This window comes from Azospirillum lipoferum (genome assembly GCF_024170005.1).
Taxonomy (GTDB): domain Bacteria; phylum Pseudomonadota; class Alphaproteobacteria; order Azospirillales; family Azospirillaceae; genus Azospirillum; species Azospirillum lipoferum.
The window spans coordinates 166,638-187,477 of the sequence record NZ_JALJXJ010000010.1 but is presented as its reverse complement, the minus strand read 5'-3'; the positions used below and the strand labels follow the sequence as shown (position 1 = coordinate 187,477).

Below are 20,840 nucleotides of genomic sequence, written 5' to 3'. Positions count from 1 at the left end.
AGAAAATGGCGAGCGAGTCATGGACAATCGGCACGGCAGCGACCAGCCCACCGGTGACGCCTCCCTTGATGCGGCGATGGCCTGGATCGCGCGGTCGGCGGAAGCCGCCGTGGCCGATCTCGCCCGCATGATTGCTGTCGACACGTCCTTTCCTCCCGGTGCCGGCTACGATGCCTTCGCCGACCTGATGGATGAACTGATCGCCCCGCTGGGCTTCCGCTCCAGCCGGGTCATCGTCCCCGACGCCCTGTGGCGGGTGCCCGGCGGGCCGGCGTCCGGCCGGCGCACCAATCTCATCGGCGAACGGGAGACGGGCAAGCCCGTTCTCGGCCTGTATTTCCATGTCGACACCGTGCCCGCCGCTCCCGGCTGGGACAAGGACCCGCTCCGCCTGACCCGCGAAGGCGACCGGCTCTACGGGCTGGGCGCCGCCGACATGAAGGGTACGATCGCCGCCGTGCTGCTGGCTCTGCGCGCCGCCGGGGCCTGCGGCCTGCCGCTCGCCTACGACCCGATGCTGCTGTTCTGCACCGACGAGGAGGGCGGGCTTTATCCCGGCGTGCGCCATCTCGCCGAGCAGGGGCTGCTGAAGGGCCATGTCCTGAACTTCAACGGCAGCGCCGCACCACGCATCTGGTCGGGCTGCTTCGGCCTGTTCAACCTGCTGATCCGGCTGCACGGCCACACCGTCCATGCCGGCGAGGGCAACCGCTCCGGCTCCGGCGTCAATGCCATCGAGGCGGCGCTGCCGCTGCTCCGGGCCTTGACCGACCTCAAGCCGGTGGTGGCGCGACGGACCTCGGCCCTGCCCCCGCCGCCGACCGCGTCGGGGCCGCTGGCCGCCCGGCTCGACATCGCCGCCGCCCGTGGCGGCATCTGCGGCGGGCAGGTCCCCTCACTGTTCGAGATCCTGGTCTGCCGCCGCTATGCGCCGGAAGAGGATTATGAGGAGGCACGAGCCGAGATCGAAACGGCCGTTTCCCGTGCGATGGCAGGCAGCCCCGGCATCGCGGTGGACATCCAGCTGGTCGGCCACCTCGCCCCGACCGGCGATCCGACCGGGCCGCATTGGCCGCGCTGGCAGGCGGCGCTGTCGGCCGGCTTCGGCTACCGCCCGGACGAGTTCCGCGCCTGGGGGGCGGCGAGCTGCTCCGACTTCGGCTGGGTCCAGCGCACCGGCATGCAGGAGGTGCTGCTGACCGGACTCGGCCGGCCAGAGAGCAACGTCCATTCCCCCGACGAACACACCACCGTCGCCGACATCGTCGCATTGGCGCAGAGCGTGCTGGCCTATCTGGCCGCCGGCTTCGCCCCCGAACTGATCCCCGAAAAGACCGATCCGAACGCCGTGCCGACCCCAGGCCGCGGCCCGCAGAAGGAGTCCGACCGATGAGTTCCGTGACCCGCCGCCTCTTCCTCGCCGGGACTGCCGGCCTCGGCGCCCTGCCCACCTTCGGCCTGTCAGGTACTTCGCCGGCCTTCGCGCAGCAGAGCGCCGCGCGCCGCGGCGGCGTGCTGCGCATCTCGGTCGATCAGGCCGCCAGTGTCATCCACCCGCTGCGCACCCGCGTGAACCCGGAATATCTGGTGGCCGAGCTGCTCTATTCCGGCCTGACGCGGTTGGCCGCCGGCATGAAGGTGGAGCCGGACCTCGCCGAATCCTGGGCGCCCGACCAGACGCTGACCGAATGGACCTTCGTCCTGCGGCAGGGGTTGACCTTCCATGACGGCTCGCCCTGCACCGCCGCCGACGTGGTCGCCACCTTCACCGCCATCCTCGACCCCAAGACCGCCTCGCCGGGCCGCACCAATGTCGGCCCGATCAAGGAGGTGGTGGCGAAGAGCGAGCGGACCGTGCTGTTCCGCCTGACCTCGCCCTATGCCGACCTGCCGGTGGCACTGGCCTACACCAACGCCCGCATCGTCCCGGCCAAGGTGATCGAGACCGACCTCGACAGCCTGTCGCGCAGCGCGGTCGGCACCGGCCCGTTCAAGCTGGTCTCCTTCGAACCCGACCGCAAGATCGTGGTGGAGCGCAACCCCGCCTATTACGACCCGGCGCGCCCCTATCTCGACCGGGTCGAGGTGCTGGTCTACCCCGACCGCACCGCCGAAGCCTCGGCGCTGATCTCCGGCGACATCGACCTGATGCTGGGCACCGCCCCCGGCGAATACCAGCGGCTGGAGAAGGCCTCCGGCGTCAAGGCGTTGCGCGTGCCGTCGGGCCAGTTCCTGAACGTCAACATGGGCTGCGACCAGAAGCCCTTCTCCGACCCGCGCGTCCGCAAGGCGCTGGCGCTGTCCATCGACCGCGAGGCGATGGTGGGCTTCGTCGCCGGCGGCTACGGCACCCCCGGCAACGACACGCCGATCAGCCCGGCCTACCGCTTCTACCGCGAGCAGCCGCTGCGCAAGGCCGACCTCGCCCAGGCGAAGAAGCTGCTGGCCGAGGCCGGCTACCCGAACGGCGTCGACCTGACCATGATCGCGTCGGACAAGCCGGGCACCCGCACCGAACTGGCAGTCGCCATCCGCGAGATGGCAAAGCCCGCCGGCTTCCGCATCCAGGTGCAGACCATGCCGCACGCCACCTACCTGGATCAGGTGTGGAAGAAGGGCAATTTCTACGTCGGCTTCTACAACATGCAGGCGACCGCCGACGCGGTCTTCTCGCTGCTCTACACCTCCGACGCCGCCTGGAACGAGACGCGCTGGAACAACAAGGACTTCGACGCCCTGGTCGCCGAGGCGCGGGCCAAGACCGACGAGGCCGAGCGCGCCGCCCTCTACGCCAAGGCCCAGCAGCTGATGCATGACGAGGTGCCGTCGGTCATCCCCGTCTTCTTCGATCTGCTGGCGGCGCGGCGCGACTATATCGAGGGCTACGACCTGCACCCGCGCGGGTCGGTGTTCCGCCTCGACTTCGTCTCGCTCGGGGCGGCGGCGCCCCCAAGCCGCGCTGATAAGCGGGGTTGAGGTCGTGAGCGCGTCCTGGCTCCTGCGGCGGCTGGCGCTGATCCTCTACACGGTCTTCATCGTGTCGGTGCTGGTCTTCGGCATCACCCAGGCGCTGCCGGCCGACGCCGCCGTCACCCTGCTGGGCGAGAACGCCACCACCGAGGCGCTGAACGCGATCCGCGAGCGCCTCGGCCTCGGCGACCCGATCTGGTGGCAGTATCTGCGCTGGGTCGGCCATGCCGCGACCGGCGATTTCGGCCTGTCGATGCGCACCGGCCAGCCGGTGGGGCCGGAGATGCTGACGGCGCTCGGCCGCTCGCTGCTGCTGGCCGTCGCCGCCATCCTGGTCATGCTGGTGATCGCCGTGCCGCTGGGCATGGTGGCGGCGGTGCGCCAGGGCAAGCTCGCCGACATGGCGACCGGGCTGATCTCCTATCTCGGGGTCTCCTTCCCGGAATTCGTCACCGCGACGCTGCTCGCCATGCTGCTGGCCGACACGCTGCAATGGCTGCCGGCCACCGGCTACGTCTCGCCGCTGGAGGATTTCGGCGGGGCGGTTCGGCATCTGGCGCTGCCGGTGCTGACCGCCTCGCTGATCCTGGTGGCGCATGTCGCCCGCATGGTGCGGTCGGAGACGCTCGACGTGCTGCACAGCGACTATATCCGCGCCGCCCGGCTGAAGGGGCTGCCGGAGCGCACGGTGCTGGTCCGCCACGCCCTGCGCAACGCGCTGCTGCCGGTGGTCACCATCGTGGCGCTGGATGTCGGCTATCTGCTGGGCGGCATCATCGTCATCGAGGAGATCTTCGCCATTCCCGGCATCGGCCGGCAGCTGATGGTGGCGGTCACCGCCCGCGACCTGCCCTCGATCCAGGCCGGTGCCCTCATCATGTCGGCGACCTACGCCGTCGCCAACACGCTGGCCGACGTCGCCTACGCCGTCCTCGACAAGAGGATCCGCTATGACTGACCTGCTGCGCCGCCTGATGCGCACGCCACAAGGCGCCATCAGCCTGATCCTGCTGGCGGTGCTGGCCGCCGCCTGCCTGTTCGGCCCCTGGCTGGCGCCCCACGATCCGGAGAAGATGGACTTCCTCGGCCGCTTCCGCCCGCTCGGCGCCCAGAACTGGTTCGGCGCCGACCAGTTCGGCCGCGACGTGCTGAGCCGTCTGCTGGTCGGCGCCCGTTCCACCCTGCCGATGGCGCTGGCCGCCACCCTGCTCGGCACCGTCGCCGGGGCGGTGGTCGGCACCGCGTCGGCCTATCTCGGCGGGCGCTGGGACGAGGCGATCATGCGCACCATCGACGCGGTGATGGCGGTCCCCGGCCTGCTGCTCGCCCTGCTGCTGGTCAGCACGCTCGGCAACGGCGCCGGCAACGCGATGCTCGCCATCGCCGTCACCTTCGCGCCCGGCATGGCGCGCGTCACCCGCGCGGTGGCCCTCACCGTCCGCGGTCAGGACTATGTCAAGTCGGCCACGGTGCGCGGCGAGAGCGCGTCCTGGATCGTCTTCCGCGAGATGCTGCCCAACGTGATGGCCCCGGTGGTGATCGAGGCGACGATCCGCGTCTCCTTCGCGGTGATGCTGTTCGCCACCCTCAGCTTCCTCGGCCTCGGCGCCCAGCCGCCGGCCTCCGAATGGGGCCTGATGGTGGCGGAGGCGCGCCAGTACGTCCATCAGGCGCCCTGGATGATCATCGCGCCGTCGCTGGCCATCGCGACGACCGCCATCGCCTTCAACCTGCTCGGCGACGGGCTGCGCGACGCCATGAACCCGCGGGACGAACGATGACCGCAGTCCTTTCCCTGCGCGACTACACGCTGGATTACCTCACCGGCAGCCGCCCCTTGCGCGTCCTCCAGGACATCAGCCTCGACATCGCGCCCGGCGAGGTGCTGGGGCTGGTCGGCGAATCCGGCTCGGGCAAGAGCACGCTGGCCTGGGCGATCATGCGGCACCTGCCGAAGAACGCCCGCGAGCTGTCGGGCAGCATCCGGCTCGGCGATACCGACCTGCGCGGCCTGCCGCCGCGCGAACTGACCCGCATCCGGGGACGGCGCATCGGCATGGTGTTCCAGGATCCGTCGACCGCGCTGAACCCGACGCTGACCGTCGGCCGGCAGGTGACGGAGACGCTGGTCAACAACCGCGGCCTGACCCGGCGTGCCGCCTGGGATCTGGCGCTGGAGCTGCTGGGCCATGTCGAGCTGCGCGATCCGGACGCGCTGATGCGGCGCTATCCGCACGAGATCTCGGGCGGCGAGAAGCAGCGCATCCTCATCGCCACCGCCTTCGGCTGCCGGCCGGAACTGATCGTCTTCGACGAGCCGACCACGGCGCTCGACGTCATCACCGGCGCCCGCATCCTCGACCTCTTCGCCCGGCTGCGCGCCGAGACCGGGGTGGCGGCGCTCTACATCTCGCACGACCTCGCCCTGGTCTCGCGCGTCGCCGACCGGGTGGCGGTGATGAAGAAGGGCCGGCTGGTGGAGGAGGCGCCGGCCGCCTCGATCTTCGCCCGCCCCGCCCACGAGGAAACCCGCAAGCTGGTGGCGGCGGTACCGCGCCCGGAAAACCGGCTGGTCCACGACCGGCCGGGGGACCGCGTCCTGCTCGCCGCCGAGGCGGTCTCGGTCCGCTATGCCCGGCCGCGCCTGTTCCGCCCTCCCCCGCCGCCGGCGACCCACGCGGTCGGCTTCGACATCAGGGCCGGCGAGATCCTGGGCATCGTCGGCGAGTCCGGCTCCGGCAAATCCTCCATCGCACGGGCGCTGACCGGGCTGGCCGACTTCTCCGGCGGCATCCGCTTCGACGGCCGGCCGATTGGCTCGGCCCGCGACATGGACGGCGCTTATCGCCGCGCGGTGCAGATCGTCTTCCAGCACCCCGACGGCTCGTTGAACCCGCGCCAGACGGTGGGCGAGATCCTGTCGCGCCCGCTGAAACTGTTCGGCACCGGCCCGGCCAATTTGAGTGGCGAGATCGGCCGGCTGCTGGAACAGGTGCGCCTGCCGGCCGCCTACGCCACGCGCTGGCCGCACCAGCTCTCCGGCGGCGAGAAGCAGCGCGTCGCCATCGCCCGCGCCTTCGCCGCCAAGCCGTCGCTGGTCATCTGCGACGAGATCACCGCCCCGCTCGACGTCTCGGTCCAGGCCTCGATCATTGAGCTGCTGCTGGCGCTGCGAGCCGAGACCGGGGCCGCCTATCTCTTCATCACCCACGACATCAACCTGATCCGCCAGATCGCCCACCGCATCGCCGTGATGCGCCGGGGCGAACTGGTCGACCTGCTGCCCATCGACGCGGTCGACGCCGACCATGTCCACCCCTACACGCGCGACCTGATGGCCGCCTCGCCGACCCCGGTCGGCTGACCCTTTAGGATCTCCCCCATGGACACCGCAGAGATTCTCGCCCGGCTCGACACCGATGCCGCCCTCGCCTTCCTGGCCCGCATGGTCCAGCACAAAAGCTACAGCCAGACCGAGGGCGAGCGCGAACTGGCCCGCTTCATGGCCGCCTCCATGTCGGCGCTGGGGCTGGAGGCAGAATTGACGCCGGTGCCCGGCGGGCGGGTCAACGCCGTCGGCCGCTGGCGCGGCACCGGCGGCGGCAAAAGCCTGTTGTTCAACGGCCACATCGACACCAACCCGGTGACCGAGGGCTGGACCGTCGATCCCTGGGGCGGCAAGATCGACGACAAGTTCATCTACGGCATCGGCTGCTCCAACATGAAGGCGGGCGACGCCGCCTATTTCTGCGCGGTCAAGACCCTGATGGACGCCGGGGTGAAGCTGCGCGGCGACGTCATCCTGACCTATGTGGTGGGCGAGCTTCAGGGCGGTGTCGGCACGCTGGCGCTGATGGAGCAAGGGCTGCGCGCCGACTGCTTCATCAACAGCGAGCCGACCGACCTGCAGGCGATGACGATGCACGCGGCGGCGCTGAGCTTCGTCATCGAGCTGGTCGGCGACACCCGCCACCTGTCCAAGCGCGAGGAGGCGGTCGACGCCATCTCCGCCGCCTGCGACCTGATCCCACGGCTGAATGCGCTCTCCCTGTCCGGCGCCAAGTCGCCGGAGCACGCGACGATCAACCGCGTCCATGTCGGCGTCGTCCACGGCGCGTTGGGCAAGGAGCTGCACGAGTGGCGCTCGCCGCAGGTCGCCGACTTCGTGCGGATCAAGGGTTCGGCCCGCTACGCCACCGGCCAGAGCGAGGACGGGGCGCTGGCCGACCTGCGGCGCGAGCTGGACGCGCTGGAGGTGCGCTTCCCCGGCCTGAAGGCCAGCGTCTTTTCCGAGGACCGCGGCGGCACCCCGACCATGCCGACCTTCGAGGTGGCGAAGGACAGCGCCATCGTCCAGGCGGTGAACCGCGCCTACCGCGCGGTGCGCGGCACCGACCAGCCGACCGGCGCCATCACCCCGCCCGGCTTCTACGGCACCGACGCCGGCCATCTCCAGCATGCCGGCGGCATGGAGGGCGTCGTCTGCGGCCCCGGCGGCCGCTACAACACCATGCCGGACGAGCGGGTCGACATCGACGACTATCTCGACATGATCCGCGTCTACATGCTGACCATCCTGGAGATTTGCGGCCCGGAGATCTCCGGATGAAAGCCGGCTCGTCCGCAGCACGCTTCGCGCCGCGGATGGCCCGGCTGCGCGAAGCGATGGCGGCCGGGGGCTGCGATGCCTTCCTGGCCGACCATGCCGAATTGATCGCCTGGATCAGCGGCTACACCGTGTCGGAAACGCTCTACCGCGCCGTCATCGTGCCGATGAAGGGCGGCCCTTGCTTCGTCCTGCGCTCCATCGACGCCGGCCCCTGTCGCGCCGGGGTGTGGTTCGACGACGTGGCGACCTTCGACGACCACGAGGACCCGCATGGCGCGGTAGCCGATGCGCTCGCCGCACGCAGTCTCGCCGGCGCCAGGATCGGCGTCGACCCGCTGTCCTACGGCCACACCGTCGCCACCGCACAGCGCCTTGCCGGATTGCTCCCTGCCGCCTGCTTCGTTCCGCTGCCGGGATTGAGCGACCGTCTGCGCGCCTGCAAGTTCGCCGACGAGATCGACGCCATTGCGGCGGCGGCAGCCATCGCCGACCGCTGCATGCTGGGGCTGGAAGGCCATGTCCATCCCGGCCAAACAGTACGGGAGGTGGCGGCGATGGCGGCGGCGGCGCAGCTCCGGCTCGGCGCCGACGATGGCGGGCCGGGGCCGATTCTGGTGTCGGGCGGCCACGGAAGCGGGGGCCATGTCGATTTCCTGCACGGCAGCGGCCTCGACCGGACGCTGACACCGGGCGACATCCTGCATGTCGAGCTGACGCCGCGGGTCGGCAACTACGGTGCCCGGCTGATGCGGCCGGTCTTCGTCGGAGACCCGCCGGCCGGAGCGGCGGAGACCTTCAGCCGTCTGGAGGCGCTTCAGGACCGGCAGATCGCCGCCATGCAGCCGGGGGCCCTGGCGCGCGATGTCGATGCGCTGTTGCGGACGGCGGTACTGGCCGCCGGGCTGCGGGCCGATTACGGCAACGTGACCGGCTATGCCATGGGCCTCTACGCCCGCACGCCACGGCCGAGCGACTTCTCTCAGTCCTTCCATCCCGCCGCCGGCTTCGTTCTGGAACCGGGTCAGGTGTTCCACATGTACGCGTCGGCACGCGGCGTCGCCGTGAGCGAGACCGTTCTGGTGACCGACAGCGGGCCGCGCCGGCTGACGGCCTGCCCGCGCCGGCCGATGCACGGCGCATGAAACCGATCTTGCCCCGGTTTGGTGGGGCAAGATCACGCCGCTGAACTCCACCGAATAGCAAGAGCATCACGCGTATACGAACGGCGGTTCAGTCCAGATCCAGCAGGGGGCCGAAGGCCTCCTCCAGGCTGCTACGGTGCAGGCCGAGCTTGGCAGGATTGCCGGGCGTCACATTCATCGCGCGGATCAGGCGCCGGACCAGCCGACCATCCGCCACATCGACATCGATGATGTTGAGGCACCCGTAATCCTGCTCGAAAGCAGACAGGGCCGACAGGCCGGCGCCGCAGGCCCAGGACAGCAGCATGCGGTTCACGCCGTCATGGGCGACCAGCGCCAGATGGGTCCAGCCCGGCTGCCGCACCAGCGCCTCGAAGGCGGACACCACCCGGTCGCGCACGGCGGCGAAGCCGTCACCACCGGCAAAGCGGCCGTCTTCCGTCGCCGTTTCAAAGCCGTAGACATACGCGGCCTCGCGGCGTTCCTTCGGCACCTCCGACAGCCGGCCGGCGCGGATTTCCAGGAAGTCGGGGTGGTCCTCCACCGCCAGGCCATGCGGCGCGGCGACCAGTTCGGCCGTCTGCCGCGTACGGGCGAGGCCGGAACACAGCACGCGGTCCAGCGGCACCGCCGCCAGCAGGGCGCCGGCGGTGCGCGCCTCCTCCCGCCCGCGCCCGGTCAGGGCCGCCAGCTTCGGGTTCAGCGGCTTGCCGGCTTCGTCGTAATAGGCGACATGGCCGTGGCGCAGCAGATAGAGGCGCCGGCGGGCCGCCGTTCCTTCCAAGGGCGGGAGCAGGCTCATCGGCCGTCCCCCCGCCGCTCGTCCCCCTGCCCTTCGGCGGCCAACCGTTTGGGGTTGCTCACCGCCAGCCTTGCCCGCGTGATGTCCTTCAGCACCGCCCGCAAGGCCGTCTGCCGGTCGGGCGCGTCGAAGCGACCGGCGCCGATGGCGGCGCAGAGCCGCGGCAGCAGGGTCGGAAGGTCGCCGTCCTCGCCCAGCAGGCCGCCGACCGCGGCGGCCAGAGCCGGCTCGGCCCGGGTGCCGGCGGTCAGTTCCCGCTCGGCAGTCCCCAGCGCATTGGCGATCATCAGTGCGGTGAAGCGCTGCTCGGCCGGCACCACCGGCAGGATCGCCTCGCGGAAGCTGTGCAGAGCGATGGCGACCAGATCGCGGGCACCGGGATCGTCGTTGATCATGCCCCATCTCCGATCATAGGGATGCTCCGACGCCGTCGAGGTGGCGCAGGAGGTCCATTTCGATGTCCGGCAGCATCCGGCCGGTCAGCGCCAGTTCCAGCGACGGCTCGGTGCCGGAGAGGTGGCGGTCCGCCTGCTGGATGGCGATCACCGCCCAGCGCATGCAGGCGGCGGCCTCCCAATAGGCGACGGCCTTCGGGTCCACCCGCCGTCCGGCGGTTTCCTCGTAGCCGGCATAGAGGTCGGCACGGTCGGCGATGCCGCCGGCCTCGCGGTCGTTGCGGCCGAAGCGCCAGCAGGCGGCGCAGAACCAGCCCAGATCCTCCATCGGGTCGGACCAGCCCGCGAACTCCCAGTCGATGACTGCGGTCAGCCGGCCGCCCCCGATGGCATCGTCAACCATGTAGTTGCCGGTGCGGTAGTCGCGATGGCACAGCACCAGATCGCCGGGCGGCGGCGCGTTCCGCTCCAGCCAGCGCAGGCCATAGGCCAGCACCGGATCGCTGGCGGCATGGCGCCCGGCCCAGCGACGGAAATCGGCCGTCGCCTGCAAGGCCGCCGCCGGTTCGGGCAGCGCCAGGAACCCCAACCCTTTCGCACCCGGCCGCACCCGATGGATCAGGCCAAGCTGCCGGCCGAGTTCGCGAGCCAGAGCGCGCTGCGGCTCCTCGCTCTTGACGATGCGGAAGCCGGCGGCGATGCCGGATGCCCGCCGCATGATGTAGAAGGGGGCGCCCAGCATCGCCGGATCGGCGCCGACGAACAGCGGTTGCGGCACGGTGGCGCCGGCGGCGAAAACGGCGCGCAGGACGGCGGCCTCCTCCACCTTGCCCAGGCTGGCCGACACGCCCGACGCTGAGCCGGTGCGCAGCACGCAGGCATGGCGGCCGGACAGCGGCCCGCCGTCGATCTCCAGCGTCACCGCGAGGTTGAGCGAGATGGCGCCGCCGCCGAGCCGCCCCTCGTCGATGACGGCGACCGATCGCGCCCCGGCCTGCCCGGCCAGCCAGAACTCCAGCGCCGTTTTCCGGACAGGCTCCAATTCGGGAGCGCCGCTCATTGCCAGCTCCAGAAATCGTCGCCCTCGGCAAGGTAGCTGCGGCTCAGCACCATCTTGTGGACCTCCGACGCGCCGTCGACCAGCTTGGCCTGACGGGCGTACCGGTAGATCCATTCCAGCACCGTGTCCTTGGAATAACCGCGCGCGCCGCAGAGCTGGATCGCCGTGTCCGCCGCTTTGAACAGCGTGTCGGCGACCTGGACCTTGGCCATCGACACCTCCTTGCGGGCGAAGCTGCCGCTGTCCAGCGCGTGCGCCGCCTTCATGGTCAGCAGTCTGCCGATCTCGATCTGCATCGCCGTCTCGCCCAGCATCCACTGCACGCCTTCATGCTCGGCCAGCGGCATGCCGAAGCTCTCGCGTTCCTTCACGTAAGCGCTGGCAATCTCCAGGCAGCGCTTGGCGAGGCCGGTCCAGCGCATGCAGTGGGTCAGCCGCGCCGGCCCGAGCCGGATCTGCGTCGCCTTCAGCCCGTCGCCGACCTTCATCAGCACATTCTCGTCGGCGATCTCCAGACCGTCGAAGATCAGTTCGCAATGGCCGCCATGCTCCTCCGGCCCCATGATCGGGATGCGGCGCTCAATCCGCCAGCCGGGCTGGTCCTTGTCGAACAGGAAGGCGGTCAGGCCCTTGCGCGGATCGTCCGACGTGCGCGCCATCAGGATGAAATGCTGGGCGACGCCGGCCCCGGTGATGAACCATTTGCGTCCGGTGATCACCCAGCGGTCGCCCTTGCGCTCGGCCTTCGTCTTCATCATCGACGGGTCGGAGCCGCCGCCCGGATGCGGTTCGGTCATGGCGAAGGCGCTGCGCACCCGCCCCGCGACGATGGGGGCGAGCCAGCGCTCCTTCTGCGCCGGGGTGCCGACCATGCTCAGGAGCCGCATGTTGCCGTCGTCCGGGGCGGCGGCGTTGAAGCAGACCGGCCCGAAGATCGAGCGGTTCATCTCCTCGTAACAGGCGGCGACGCCGACCATCGGCAGGCCCTGGCCGCCGGCCTCCTTCGGCAGCTGCAGGGTCCACAGGCCGGCCGCCTTCGCCTTGGCGCGCAAGGCTTCCAGCGGCGCTTCGGCGATGTTCTCGTGCTCGTCCCAATTGGCGCGGTCGGCCTCGACCGGCAGGATCTCGTCCTCGACGAAGGCGCGGACGCGGCGGCGATAGTCTTCCAGCTCCGCGGGAAGGGTGAAGTCCATGGAACCGCTCCTGATCGTTACTTACAGCGAGGAGACCAGATGGCCGCCATCGACGGCCAGCACCGACCCGGTCATGTAGGCGCCGGCATCCGACGCCAGCAGAAGCAGCGGGCCGTCGAGATCGGCCAGCCGGCCGAGCCGGCGCTGCGGGATGCGCTTGACCAACGCCTTGCCGGCCTCGCTGGAAAAGAAGTCGGCGTTCAGCTCGGTCTCGACATAGCCGGGGCAGAGCGCGTTGACCCGGATGTCATGGCGGGCCAGTTCCAGCGCCATCGCCTTGGTCAGATGTACCAGCCCGCCCTTGGCGGCGACATAGGACGAGACCTGGCCCGCGACCCGCAGGCCGAGGATGGAGGCGATGTTGACAATGGCCCCGCCCCGCTTGTCGTCGCGCATGCGCTGGGCCACCGCGCGCGCCACCCGGGCGCAGCCGGTCAGGTTGGTGTCGATCACCCGCTCCCACTCCTCCTCGCCCATGTCGAGGAAGGGGCGCGTGGCGGTGACGCCGGCATTGTTGACGAGGATGTCGAGGCGGCCCAGCGCCCCCCACGCCTCTGCCACCGCGGTGGCGACGGAGGCGGGATCGGTGACGTCCATGGCGACGACGGCGGCGCTGCCGCCGGCCGCTTCGATGGCGGCGCGGGTTTCGGCCAACGCGTCGGTCCGCCGGGCGGCCAGCGCCACGCGGGCGCCCGCCTTCGCCAGGACACCGGCGAAATGACGGCCGAGGCCGCTCGACGCGCCGGTGACCAGCACCGTCCTGCCGGTCAGGTCGATGGTGACGCTCATGCTTCCTCCCCTGGTCGGGATCGCTTGCGGCGGGTGGACACGCGCTGAACAGCGCCCCTAAAAACGAGCGAGCGCTCGCTTTATATCTCCGACAGCCATCCTATGCAAGAACGATCGGCATCGCAAACGATGGGACGGCCGCTACGTGACGGGGCCGACGCTGTCGGCGGACAACTGACAGGACCCCAACCAGACCTCCCTGACCAAGACTGGCCCGCCGGCCTTCGGCTGCATCTCCGTGCAGGTGTTCGAGGATGCGCTGGACTTGCCTTGGCGGGCCACGCCCTGGCGATCAGTGGAGGAACGGAACCATCAAATCCGTGATCGTCATCATCGTCTCCACTGAATGGGGCCGGTCATTCGCTGAACGCTTCCTCCCGCTTGGCGCGGATGCCCGGCAACACCACGACGATCAGCAGCGCCACCGCGCACGTCAGAAGCGCGAGGCTCAAGGGATGGGTGACGAATACCGAAGGGCTGCCACGGCTGAGAAGCATCGCCCGGCGCAGATTCTCTTCCAGCATCGGCCCCAGCACGAAGCCGAGCAGCAGCGGTGCCGGTTCGAAATCCAGCTTGATGAGGCAGTAGCCGAAGGCCCCGAACAGCGCCATGACGAAGACGTCGAAGGTGCTGTTGCCCGCGCTGAAGGCGCCGATGCAGCAGAAGGCGATGATGGCGGGGAACAGCAGATGATAGGGGATCTTCAGCATCCGCACCCACAACCCGACCAGGGGCAGGTTGAGCAGCACCAGCATCAGATTGCCGACCCACATGGACGCGATCATTCCCCAGAACAGCGTCGGTTCCTTGGTGACGACATTGGGGCCGGGGGTGATGCCCTGGATGATCATTGCACCGATCATCAACGCCATCACCGGGTTGCTGGGGATGCCCAGCGTCAGCATCGGGATGAAGGAGGTCTGCGCACCCGCATTGTTCGCCGATTCCGGAGCGGCGACGCCCTCGATGGCTCCCTTGCCGAACTGTGCGCCGTTCGGCGAAATCCGCTTTTCGAGCGTGTAGGCGGCGAAGGACGACAGCATGGCCCCTCCGCCGGGCAGAATTCCCAAAAGGGATCCCAATCCGGTTCCACGCAGCACCGGACCGACGATGCGCTTCAGATCGTCACGGGTCAGCATCAGTCCGCTGACGCTCTTCACCTGAAGACTGCGGCTGTGTTCGTGTCCCAGGTTGCGCAGGATTTCGCCGATGCCGAAGAGGCCCATGCTGACCGCGACGAAGTTCAAGCCGTCGGCCAGTTCCGGCAAATCCATGGTGAAGCGCTGCGCGCCGCTTTCCACATCGGTGCCGATCAGTCCCAGCAGCAGCCCGAGGAAGATCATGGCGAAGGCCTTGAGCAACGATCCGCTTGCCAACGCCACCGAAGCGACCAGCCCCAGCACCATCAGGGAGAAATACTCCGCCGGACCGAATTGCAGGGCAAGCATCGCCAAGGGCGGCGCCGCCACCGCGATCAGCACCGTCGCCACGGTGCCCGCGAAGAAGGAGCCGAGGGCCGCGCTGGCCAGAGCCGCCCCCGCCCTTCCCCGCTTCGCCATCTCATAGCCGTCGATGGCCGTCACCACGCTGGAGCTTTCGCCGGGCAGATTGATCAGCACCGCCGTGGTGGAACCGCCATACTGCGCCCCATAATAGATACCCGCCAGCATGATCAGGGATGATACCGGGTCCAGACCGAAGGTCAGCGGCAGCAGCATGGCGATGGTGGCGACCGGCCCCAAACCGGGCAGAACGCCGATGGCGGTCCCCAGGAACACGCCCATGAAGCAGTAAAGAAGGTTGAACGGACTGAGAGCCGTGGCGAACCCCAGACCCAGATTGCTGAAAAGCTCCATCGTGGATGCCCCCGTCAGCGCGCGATGGTGGAAAAGGCCGAGGCCGAAACGGCCAGGGTCGAAACGGCCGGATCGGCGGCCGACCAGTATCCGGCCGTCAGCCACGGTCCGATCAGCGGCAGCGGCAGACCCAGCAGGTGGATGAACAGAAAGGCGCAGACCGCGGCCAGACCGGCCGACAGCGGAAGCGCGCTGCGCAGCCTGGCGTACCGGCTGGCCCAGGCGGCGGCGAACACCACGACGGTGACGACCGGCAGCAGACCGACGCCGCGCACGGCCCCCCCGAACGACAGCAGGGAGCCGAGCACCAGGATCACGCCCCGCCACGGCGTCTGCCCCAATACCCACCCGGCGGACGGTTGACGCATCGCCAGCAGCGCGATGACTGATCCCAAAGCGACCATGATCGTGCCGAGGATCCGGGGGAAGTAGCCCGCCCCCATGCGCAGGGCGCTGCCCGGATCCAGATCGCCGCCCAGCCACAGGAAAGCGCCGCCGATCCCTGCCATCAGCATCCCGCCAAGCACGTCCCGGGGATTTTCAAGGGACGAGGCCATGCTATCCTCCATTGCTTCATTTTCAGGCGCTGTTCGTTCGGCCGCGGCAGGACGCGTCAGTTCGCCCCCTGCCCCGCCCGCGCCCCTCAGTTCAGCTTGATGTTCTGGGACTTGACGACGTCGCGCCAACGGGCGGCTTCGCCGTGGACATAAGCCGCGAAGTCCTGGGGCGTACCGGGCGTAATGACCAGCCCCTCGACCGTCTCCAGTTTCTTGAAGGCATCGGATTGGATCGCCTTGTTCAGCGACGCGTTGAGCCGGTCGATCACCGCGGCCGGTGTTCCCGCCGGCGCGTAGACTCCGTACCAGGCGTCGGAAACGTAACCGGGGACACCGGACTCCGCGACTGTCGGCAGGTCCGGGAAGGCCTTCGACCGCTGAGCGGACGTTACCGCCAGAGGGCGAAGGCTTCCGGAGCCGATGTGGCCCGACACGCTCGCCACGCTGGAGAAGACGACCTGAACCTGGCCGGCCAACAGATCGGTGACCGCCGGAGCAGCCCCCTTGTACGGAACATGGACGATCCTGGTGCCGGCCAGATGATTGAACAGCTCCGCAGACAGGTGAGCTGAAGTTCCATTGCCGAAGGACCCGAAATTCAACTCGCCTGGATGGGCCTTGGCGTAGGCGATCAGGTCGGACAGCGTCTTGAACTGGGACGACGTGTTGACGACGGCGATGTTGTAGGATTTCGCCACCAGACCCACCGGAGCAAAGGCCTTTTCGGTGTCGAAGGGCAGTTTCGCGTTCAGGAAGGGATTGACCGCGTGGGCGAAGGACGCCATCAGCAGCATGTATCCGTCCGGCGCGCTGTTGGCGACGATGTTGGTGCCGATGATGGTACCGGCGCCGGGACGGTTGTCGACGATCACCGGCTGCCCCAGATCCTTCGACATCTGTTCGGCCAGAATGCGCGTCACCGTGTCCGTGCCGCCGCCGGGCGCGAACGGCACCACGATGGTGACGACTTTGTCGGGATAGGCGGCCGATGCCGGCAGGACCGGCGCGATGGCCGGAACGACGGCCAGAAGCGTCGCTGCCGTCAGGGTCCGCAACCAGGGAAACCAGGAACCGTGCGCGGCTCTGGCGGTGCCGGTCGCCGGAGGTTCCACGCCGAGATTCTGGCCGTGGTTTTGGCCGGGATTCTGATTGTGCGGCATCTCTGTTTCCTTCATGTGGCTTTGCTGCAAACTCCCGCCCCGGGCATGAAAGGATGGCTTCCGGCATCGCCGTTGCTTCCGCAAGGTCTGGGGTCGGGCTGCTGATTTGCGGATGCTCCGCATCACGTCCAAGCGTCTGGCCGCCGCGCAAGTCCTCGGAGCCGATCGAAGCCTAGGAGCAGGACGTGTTCGTCGTCGTCGACATTTCGAAGCGGAGGTCGATGGCGATCCAACGCTGCCCGACAGCCCGGTGCAGGGAAACCTGCCTGCCACCCTCCAGCTGCCCGGAATGCGTTTCCATCATCGGCGCAAGCGTCCGCGCCACTTTGGTCTTAAAAGCTCTGCAAGCATGAAGGTCATCGTTGCCTCCCGGATTTTGTTGGATACCGTTGAGGGTGGAGTATACGCATGACCAATCATATCTGCACCCCGCTGATTCCATCTGATGGAATTGAAGAAAGGTGCTGGCGCCGATGGAACCGGTTACACTCCGGCAAAACCGATTGGTCCGGGCAGCGTCCCACCGGTCATGACGACACCCTTGAGCCTCCCCGACTCTTCGGGATCGAGCACGCTTCCCGCCAATTCCTGGTACTTGCGCAGGATCTCCTCGTCGGTGAGCGGGGCTTCCGGATCGCCTTTGCGGACAAGCTGCGTGTGGTTAATCTCCCGGCCGTCGCGCAGCCGCACCGCAATCCGGGCCATTCGCCGGCGGGGATAGGCCGCGGACAGGTCGGGCGCCTCCGTGACGACGATCCTCTGCATCAGGGCACGGATATCCGCCCGCACCAGCATGTTCGGTTCAAAGGCCGCCAGACGGACCGCACCGGTCAGCATCTGTGCGGCGAGGCAGTATTGCAGGCTGAAGCGGGCGTCCTGGGATGAGACCGGCGCCGGCCGGTCGCACATCTGTGCCGTGGCGGCATAGCCCTCGACCATGATCGATGCGACGGCATCGGGGGACAGCGCCTCCTCCTCCATGATCGCCCGCATCCCGTCCAACGCCGGGAAGATGTGGCCGCAACAACCGTGGTTCTTGACCGTCGTGCGGGTAATCGGCGTCCATTGCCCGACCCCCTCCAGCGCCGCGTCCCAGTCGCCGGCGGATGCACTCGTCGCCGCCGCATAGCCCCTGGCACCGTCGAGCGCGCCGGCGGCGGCGGTCACCCCGGCCGCCGCCGCGAAGGCCGCCAGCAAACCCGCATCGGCGGCGTGGCCGGGATGCATGGCCTTGGCCATGCCTTCGCCCTGGAGATTCTGCTGGTGACCGCCGGCGAAGCTGGAGGCGAGGCCGATGGCATGGCCGATGGCCGCTTCATCGCAGTCCAGCAGCACCGCGCCCGCCACCGCGGCACCGATGGTGCCCACCGTCGCCGTCGTATGCCAGTAGGCATAGTGGCTCGGCTGGATCGCCAGCGAGACCCGGCAGCCGACCTCGTAGCCGGCGATCAGGGCTCGGTGGAAGGTCTCCAGCGGAAGTCCGCGATCCTGGGCCAGCGCCAGGGCCGCGGCGACCGTCGGGCTGCCGGGATGATAGCCGCCGTCGCGGAAAATATCGTCGAATTCGACCGTGTGGCTGGCCACGGCGTTGATCAGTGCGGCGTGCCGGACAGTTCCAGGCCGGCCATCCACATAGCACCAGGCGCGCCCCGTCCCCCGCTGCGATGCCAGCGCACCGGCCAGCAGCGTCGCCGGCGGCTGCACGCAGCCTGGAAGCGTGGTGGCGAACCAGTCCAGCACCGCGCGCCGCGCCGCCCATTCGACATCCGCCTCCAACGGCCGGCGCCGCCAGTCCGCCGCGATCGCGGCCAGTTCCCGTACTGCGTCCATCGGGCTTCCCCTCTTTTCCGATACCGGCGTCGATTTTATCCGTTGATCACCCCGTTGCGGCGCAAGCGCGCGATGTCCTCGTCCGTATACCCCAACCCTTGCAGGATGGCCGCGCTCTGCGCGCCCACCGGCTGCGGCGGCATGGTCAGGGCAGGCGGGCTGCCGGACATGGTGAAGCCGGCCATCGGCACCGTCAGCCCGTCGAGTGCGCTGCCCGGCGCCTCATGGCGGTGCAGCAGACCGCGGGCCGCCGCCTGCCCATCCTCCAGCGCCTCCTCCAGCCGGCGAACACGGGCGGCCGGGATGCGGTTCTCGGTCAGGAAACCCTCCCACTCCGCCGCCGTCCGGGTGCGGAAGATGTCCGCGAGCACTGCCCGTTCCTCCGCACAAGCGTCGAGACGTTCACCATTCTCGTGTTTGATCAGGTCGGCGCGGCCGAGCGCCCGCCACAGCCGCTCCTGCTGGCGCAGGTTCGACGCGCTTACCATGATCGGGCCATCGGACGCCTCGTAGCAGCCGACGGTGGCGAAGGGATACTGGTTGCCTTTCGGTTTCGGCGGGCTGCCGTTCCACAGATAGCCGGTGACATAGGGGCTGCACAGCATCAGGGCGACATCGTGCATCGACACGTCGACGTGCTGGCCCCGCCCGCCGTTCCGTTCGCGCTGGAACAAGGCGGCGGCGATGGCGAAGGCCGCCGTGGTACCGGTGGCGTAGTCGACGACCGGCGCTCCGCATTTCAGCGGACCACTTTCGGGTGTTCCAGTCATCGCCATCATGCCGGAATAGGCTTGGATAACGCCGTCATAGGCCGTCTGTTCGCGGCGTGGACCCGTCTGTCCGAAACCGGAAATGGAGCAATAGATCAGGCCGGGATTGAGCCGGGACAGATCGTCGTATCCCAGCCCGAGCGCCTCGAAAGCACCCGGACGGTAGTTCTCGACGAAGACGTCCGCCGTTTCGATCAGGCGTTTGAGGATGGCACGCCCGGCCACGGTCTTGAGGTCGAGCGCGAGGCTCGCCTTGCCGGAGCCCTGGGCCAGATAGGCGGTGCCCAGCCCAACGGCGTCGAGAGCGCGGTCCGATCCCTGCAATCGCGACTGGTCGGGATCGTCCGGCGCTTCGACCTTGATCACCTCCGCCCCCAGCACCGCGAGCTGATAACTCGCGAAGGGACCGGCCAGCACATGCGTCGTGTCGATGATGCGCAGCCCGTGCAATGCCCTCGTCACCGGAGTTTCCCGCATGCTTTCACACCCGTTCCAGGATGACGGCGACGCCCTGGCCGACGCCGATGCACATGGTGCACAGAGCATAGCGTCCACCACCACGGTGCAACTGGTGGAGGGCGGTGAGGACGAGCCGTGCGCCCGACGCGCCCAGCGGATGGCCAAGCGCGATGGCGCCGCCGTTGGGATTCACCCGCGGGTCGTCATCGGCAAGCCCGAGGTCGCGCAGCACCGCCAGCCCTTGCGCCGCGAATGCCTCGTTCAGTTCGATGACGTCGATGTCCGCCAGCGACAGGCCGGCGAGCGCCAGCACCTTGCGGGTGGCCGGGGCCGGCCCCATGCCCATGATGCGCGGCGGGACCCCGGCGGTCGCCATCGCCACCACCCGGGCGCGCGGCGTCAGGCCATGCCGGGCGGACGTGCCCTCGTCGGCCAGGATCAGGGCGCAGGCGCCGTCATTGACGCCGCTGGCGTTGCCGGCGGTGACCGTGCCGTCCGGCCGGACCACGCCCTTCAGCTTGGCCAGCGCCTCCAGGCTGGTGGCGCGGGGGTGTTCGTCCCGCGTCACCAGGACAGGGTCCCCCTTCTTCTGGCGGACCGGCACCGCAACGATCTCGGCGTCGAAGACTCCTGCGGCCTGTGCCGCCAGCGCCTTCTCCTGGGAGGCCAGCGCCATGCGGTCCTGGGAAAGCCGGTCGATGCCGAAATCGGTCGCAACGTTCTCCGCCGTCTCCGGCATGGAGTCGACGCCGTACCGCTCGCGCATCAGCGCGTTGACGAAGCGCCAGCCGATGGTGGTGTCCTGCAGGCTGGCGTCGCGCGAGAAGGCCGTCGCCGCCTTGGGCATGACGAAGGGTGCCCGGCTCATGCTTTCGACGCCACCGGCGATCATCAGCGCCGCCTCGCCGCTTTTGATCGCCCGCGCGGCGGTGCCGACGGCGTCCAGCCCCGACCCGCACAGGCGGTTGACGGTCGAGCCGGGGACGCCGAGCGGAAGCCGGGCGAGCAGCGCCGCCATGCGCGCGACGTTGCGGTTGTCCTCGCCCGCCTGGTTGGCGCAGCCGAGGATGACATCGGTCACTGCCTCCCAGTCGACGGACGGGTTGCGCGCCATCAGCGCGGCCAGCGGGACGGCGGCCAGATCGTCGGCACGCACTGCCGACAGCGACCCGCCATAGCGGCCGAAGGGCGTTCGGATGCCGTCGCAGATGAAGGCATGGGAAGTCATCACTGGTCTCCGGATGGGAG

Annotated in this window: 19 protein-coding genes; 8 read left to right on the top strand and 11 right to left on the bottom strand. The window is 69.1% G+C overall.

All coding sequences use genetic code 11. The annotated features are described in order from the left end of the window. The first annotated feature begins 19 nt into the window (after window positions 1-19). Genes J2848_RS22480 through J2848_RS22450 form a run of 7 tightly spaced genes read left to right on the top strand, consistent with a single transcriptional unit; the run spans window position 20 to window position 8,721 of the window. Window positions 20-1,393: a M20 family metallopeptidase gene (locus tag J2848_RS22480; RefSeq protein WP_149232598.1), complete on the top strand. Its 1,374-nt coding sequence runs from the start codon at window positions 20-22 to the stop codon at window positions 1,391-1,393. After that, window positions 1,390-2,976, top strand: coding sequence for an ABC transporter substrate-binding protein (locus J2848_RS22475; RefSeq protein WP_149232599.1), 1,587 nt, complete (start codon window positions 1,390-1,392; stop codon window positions 2,974-2,976). The genes J2848_RS22480 and J2848_RS22475 overlap by 4 nt, the downstream gene beginning before the upstream one ends. A 4-nt stretch (window positions 2,977-2,980) precedes the next feature. Then, window positions 2,981-3,928 carry an ABC transporter permease gene (locus tag J2848_RS22470; protein ID WP_149232600.1) on the top strand — a complete coding sequence of 316 codons (948 nt, stop codon included), beginning with the start codon at window positions 2,981-2,983 and terminating at the stop codon, window positions 3,926-3,928. Further along, window positions 3,921-4,751 carry an ABC transporter permease gene (locus tag J2848_RS22465; protein WP_149232601.1) on the top strand — a complete coding sequence of 277 codons (831 nt, stop codon included), beginning with the start codon at window positions 3,921-3,923 and terminating at the stop codon, window positions 4,749-4,751. Before J2848_RS22470 ends, J2848_RS22465 begins: the two co-directional genes overlap by 8 nt. Then, a complete protein-coding gene (locus J2848_RS22460) occupies window positions 4,748-6,334 on the top strand; it encodes an ATP-binding cassette domain-containing protein (RefSeq protein ID WP_149232602.1) in 1,587 nt (528 codons plus the stop codon). Before J2848_RS22465 ends, J2848_RS22460 begins: the two co-directional genes overlap by 4 nt. 18 nt (window positions 6,335-6,352) lie before the next feature. Beyond that, entirely contained in the window at window positions 6,353-7,579 is a 1,227-nt protein-coding gene (locus tag J2848_RS22455; protein WP_149232603.1) for a M20 family metallopeptidase, read from the top strand. Continuing rightward, window positions 7,576-8,721, top strand: coding sequence for a M24 family metallopeptidase (locus J2848_RS22450; protein ID WP_211103203.1), 1,146 nt, complete (start codon window positions 7,576-7,578; stop codon window positions 8,719-8,721). Before J2848_RS22455 ends, J2848_RS22450 begins: the two co-directional genes overlap by 4 nt. 88 nt (window positions 8,722-8,809) lie before the next feature. Here J2848_RS22450 and J2848_RS22445 read toward each other — a convergent pair whose 3' ends face one another. The 8 genes from J2848_RS22445 to J2848_RS22410 form a co-directional block, all read right to left on the bottom strand. Continuing rightward, window positions 8,810-9,523, bottom strand: coding sequence for a histidine phosphatase family protein (locus J2848_RS22445; RefSeq protein WP_149232604.1), 714 nt, complete (start codon window positions 9,521-9,523; stop codon window positions 8,810-8,812). After that, window positions 9,520-9,918 (bottom strand): DUF6285 domain-containing protein, encoded by a 399-nt coding sequence (locus J2848_RS22440; protein ID WP_149232605.1) that lies wholly within the window; start codon window positions 9,916-9,918, stop codon window positions 9,520-9,522. The genes J2848_RS22445 and J2848_RS22440 overlap by 4 nt, the downstream gene beginning before the upstream one ends. Window positions 9,919-9,931: 13 nt before the next feature. Then, window positions 9,932-10,978 carry a phosphotransferase family protein gene (locus tag J2848_RS22435; protein ID WP_149232606.1) on the bottom strand — a complete coding sequence of 349 codons (1,047 nt, stop codon included), beginning with the start codon at window positions 10,976-10,978 and terminating at the stop codon, window positions 9,932-9,934. After that, the gene (locus tag J2848_RS22430; protein ID WP_149232607.1) at window positions 10,975-12,171 is read right to left on the bottom strand and encodes an acyl-CoA dehydrogenase family protein; all 1,197 of its coding nucleotides are present in this window, start codon (window positions 12,169-12,171) and stop codon (window positions 10,975-10,977) included. Before J2848_RS22430 ends, J2848_RS22435 begins: the two co-directional genes overlap by 4 nt. Before the next feature lie 21 nt (window positions 12,172-12,192). Next, entirely contained in the window at window positions 12,193-12,960 is a 768-nt protein-coding gene (locus J2848_RS22425; RefSeq protein WP_149232608.1) for an SDR family NAD(P)-dependent oxidoreductase, read from the bottom strand. Between the two features lie 356 nt (window positions 12,961-13,316). After that, window positions 13,317-14,816 (bottom strand): tripartite tricarboxylate transporter permease, encoded by a 1,500-nt coding sequence (locus tag J2848_RS22420; RefSeq protein ID WP_149232609.1) that lies wholly within the window; start codon window positions 14,814-14,816, stop codon window positions 13,317-13,319. 14 nt (window positions 14,817-14,830) lie between these two features. Continuing rightward, window positions 14,831-15,373, bottom strand: coding sequence for a tripartite tricarboxylate transporter TctB family protein (locus J2848_RS22415; RefSeq protein WP_170307102.1), 543 nt, complete (start codon window positions 15,371-15,373; stop codon window positions 14,831-14,833). Window positions 15,374-15,459: 86 nt separating this feature from the next. Continuing rightward, window positions 15,460-16,533, bottom strand: a complete 1,074-nt coding sequence (locus J2848_RS22410; protein WP_149232611.1) for a tripartite tricarboxylate transporter substrate binding protein — start codon at window positions 16,531-16,533, stop codon at window positions 15,460-15,462. A 112-nt stretch (window positions 16,534-16,645) separates the two neighbouring features. Here J2848_RS22410 and J2848_RS22405 point away from each other — a divergent pair, with 112 nt between their 5' ends. After that, window positions 16,646-16,945, top strand: coding sequence for a hypothetical protein (locus tag J2848_RS22405; protein ID WP_149232612.1), 300 nt, complete (start codon window positions 16,646-16,648; stop codon window positions 16,943-16,945). A 71-nt stretch (window positions 16,946-17,016) separates the two neighbouring features. On the opposite strand, the gene J2848_RS22400 is transcribed toward J2848_RS22405, so the two are convergent. Genes J2848_RS22400 through pcaF form a run of 3 tightly spaced genes read right to left on the bottom strand, consistent with a single transcriptional unit; the run spans window position 17,017 to window position 20,820 of the window. Beyond that, window positions 17,017-18,363 (bottom strand): MmgE/PrpD family protein, encoded by a 1,347-nt coding sequence (locus J2848_RS22400; RefSeq protein ID WP_149232613.1) that lies wholly within the window; start codon window positions 18,361-18,363, stop codon window positions 17,017-17,019. A gap of 35 nt (window positions 18,364-18,398) precedes the next feature. Beyond that, entirely contained in the window at window positions 18,399-19,595 is a 1,197-nt protein-coding gene (locus J2848_RS22395) for a CaiB/BaiF CoA transferase family protein (RefSeq protein WP_246193982.1), read from the bottom strand. Between the two features lie 19 nt (window positions 19,596-19,614). Beyond that, a complete protein-coding gene (gene pcaF, locus J2848_RS22390; protein ID WP_149232615.1) occupies window positions 19,615-20,820 on the bottom strand; it encodes a 3-oxoadipyl-CoA thiolase in 1,206 nt (401 codons plus the stop codon). Window positions 20,821-20,840 lie beyond the last annotated feature (20 nt).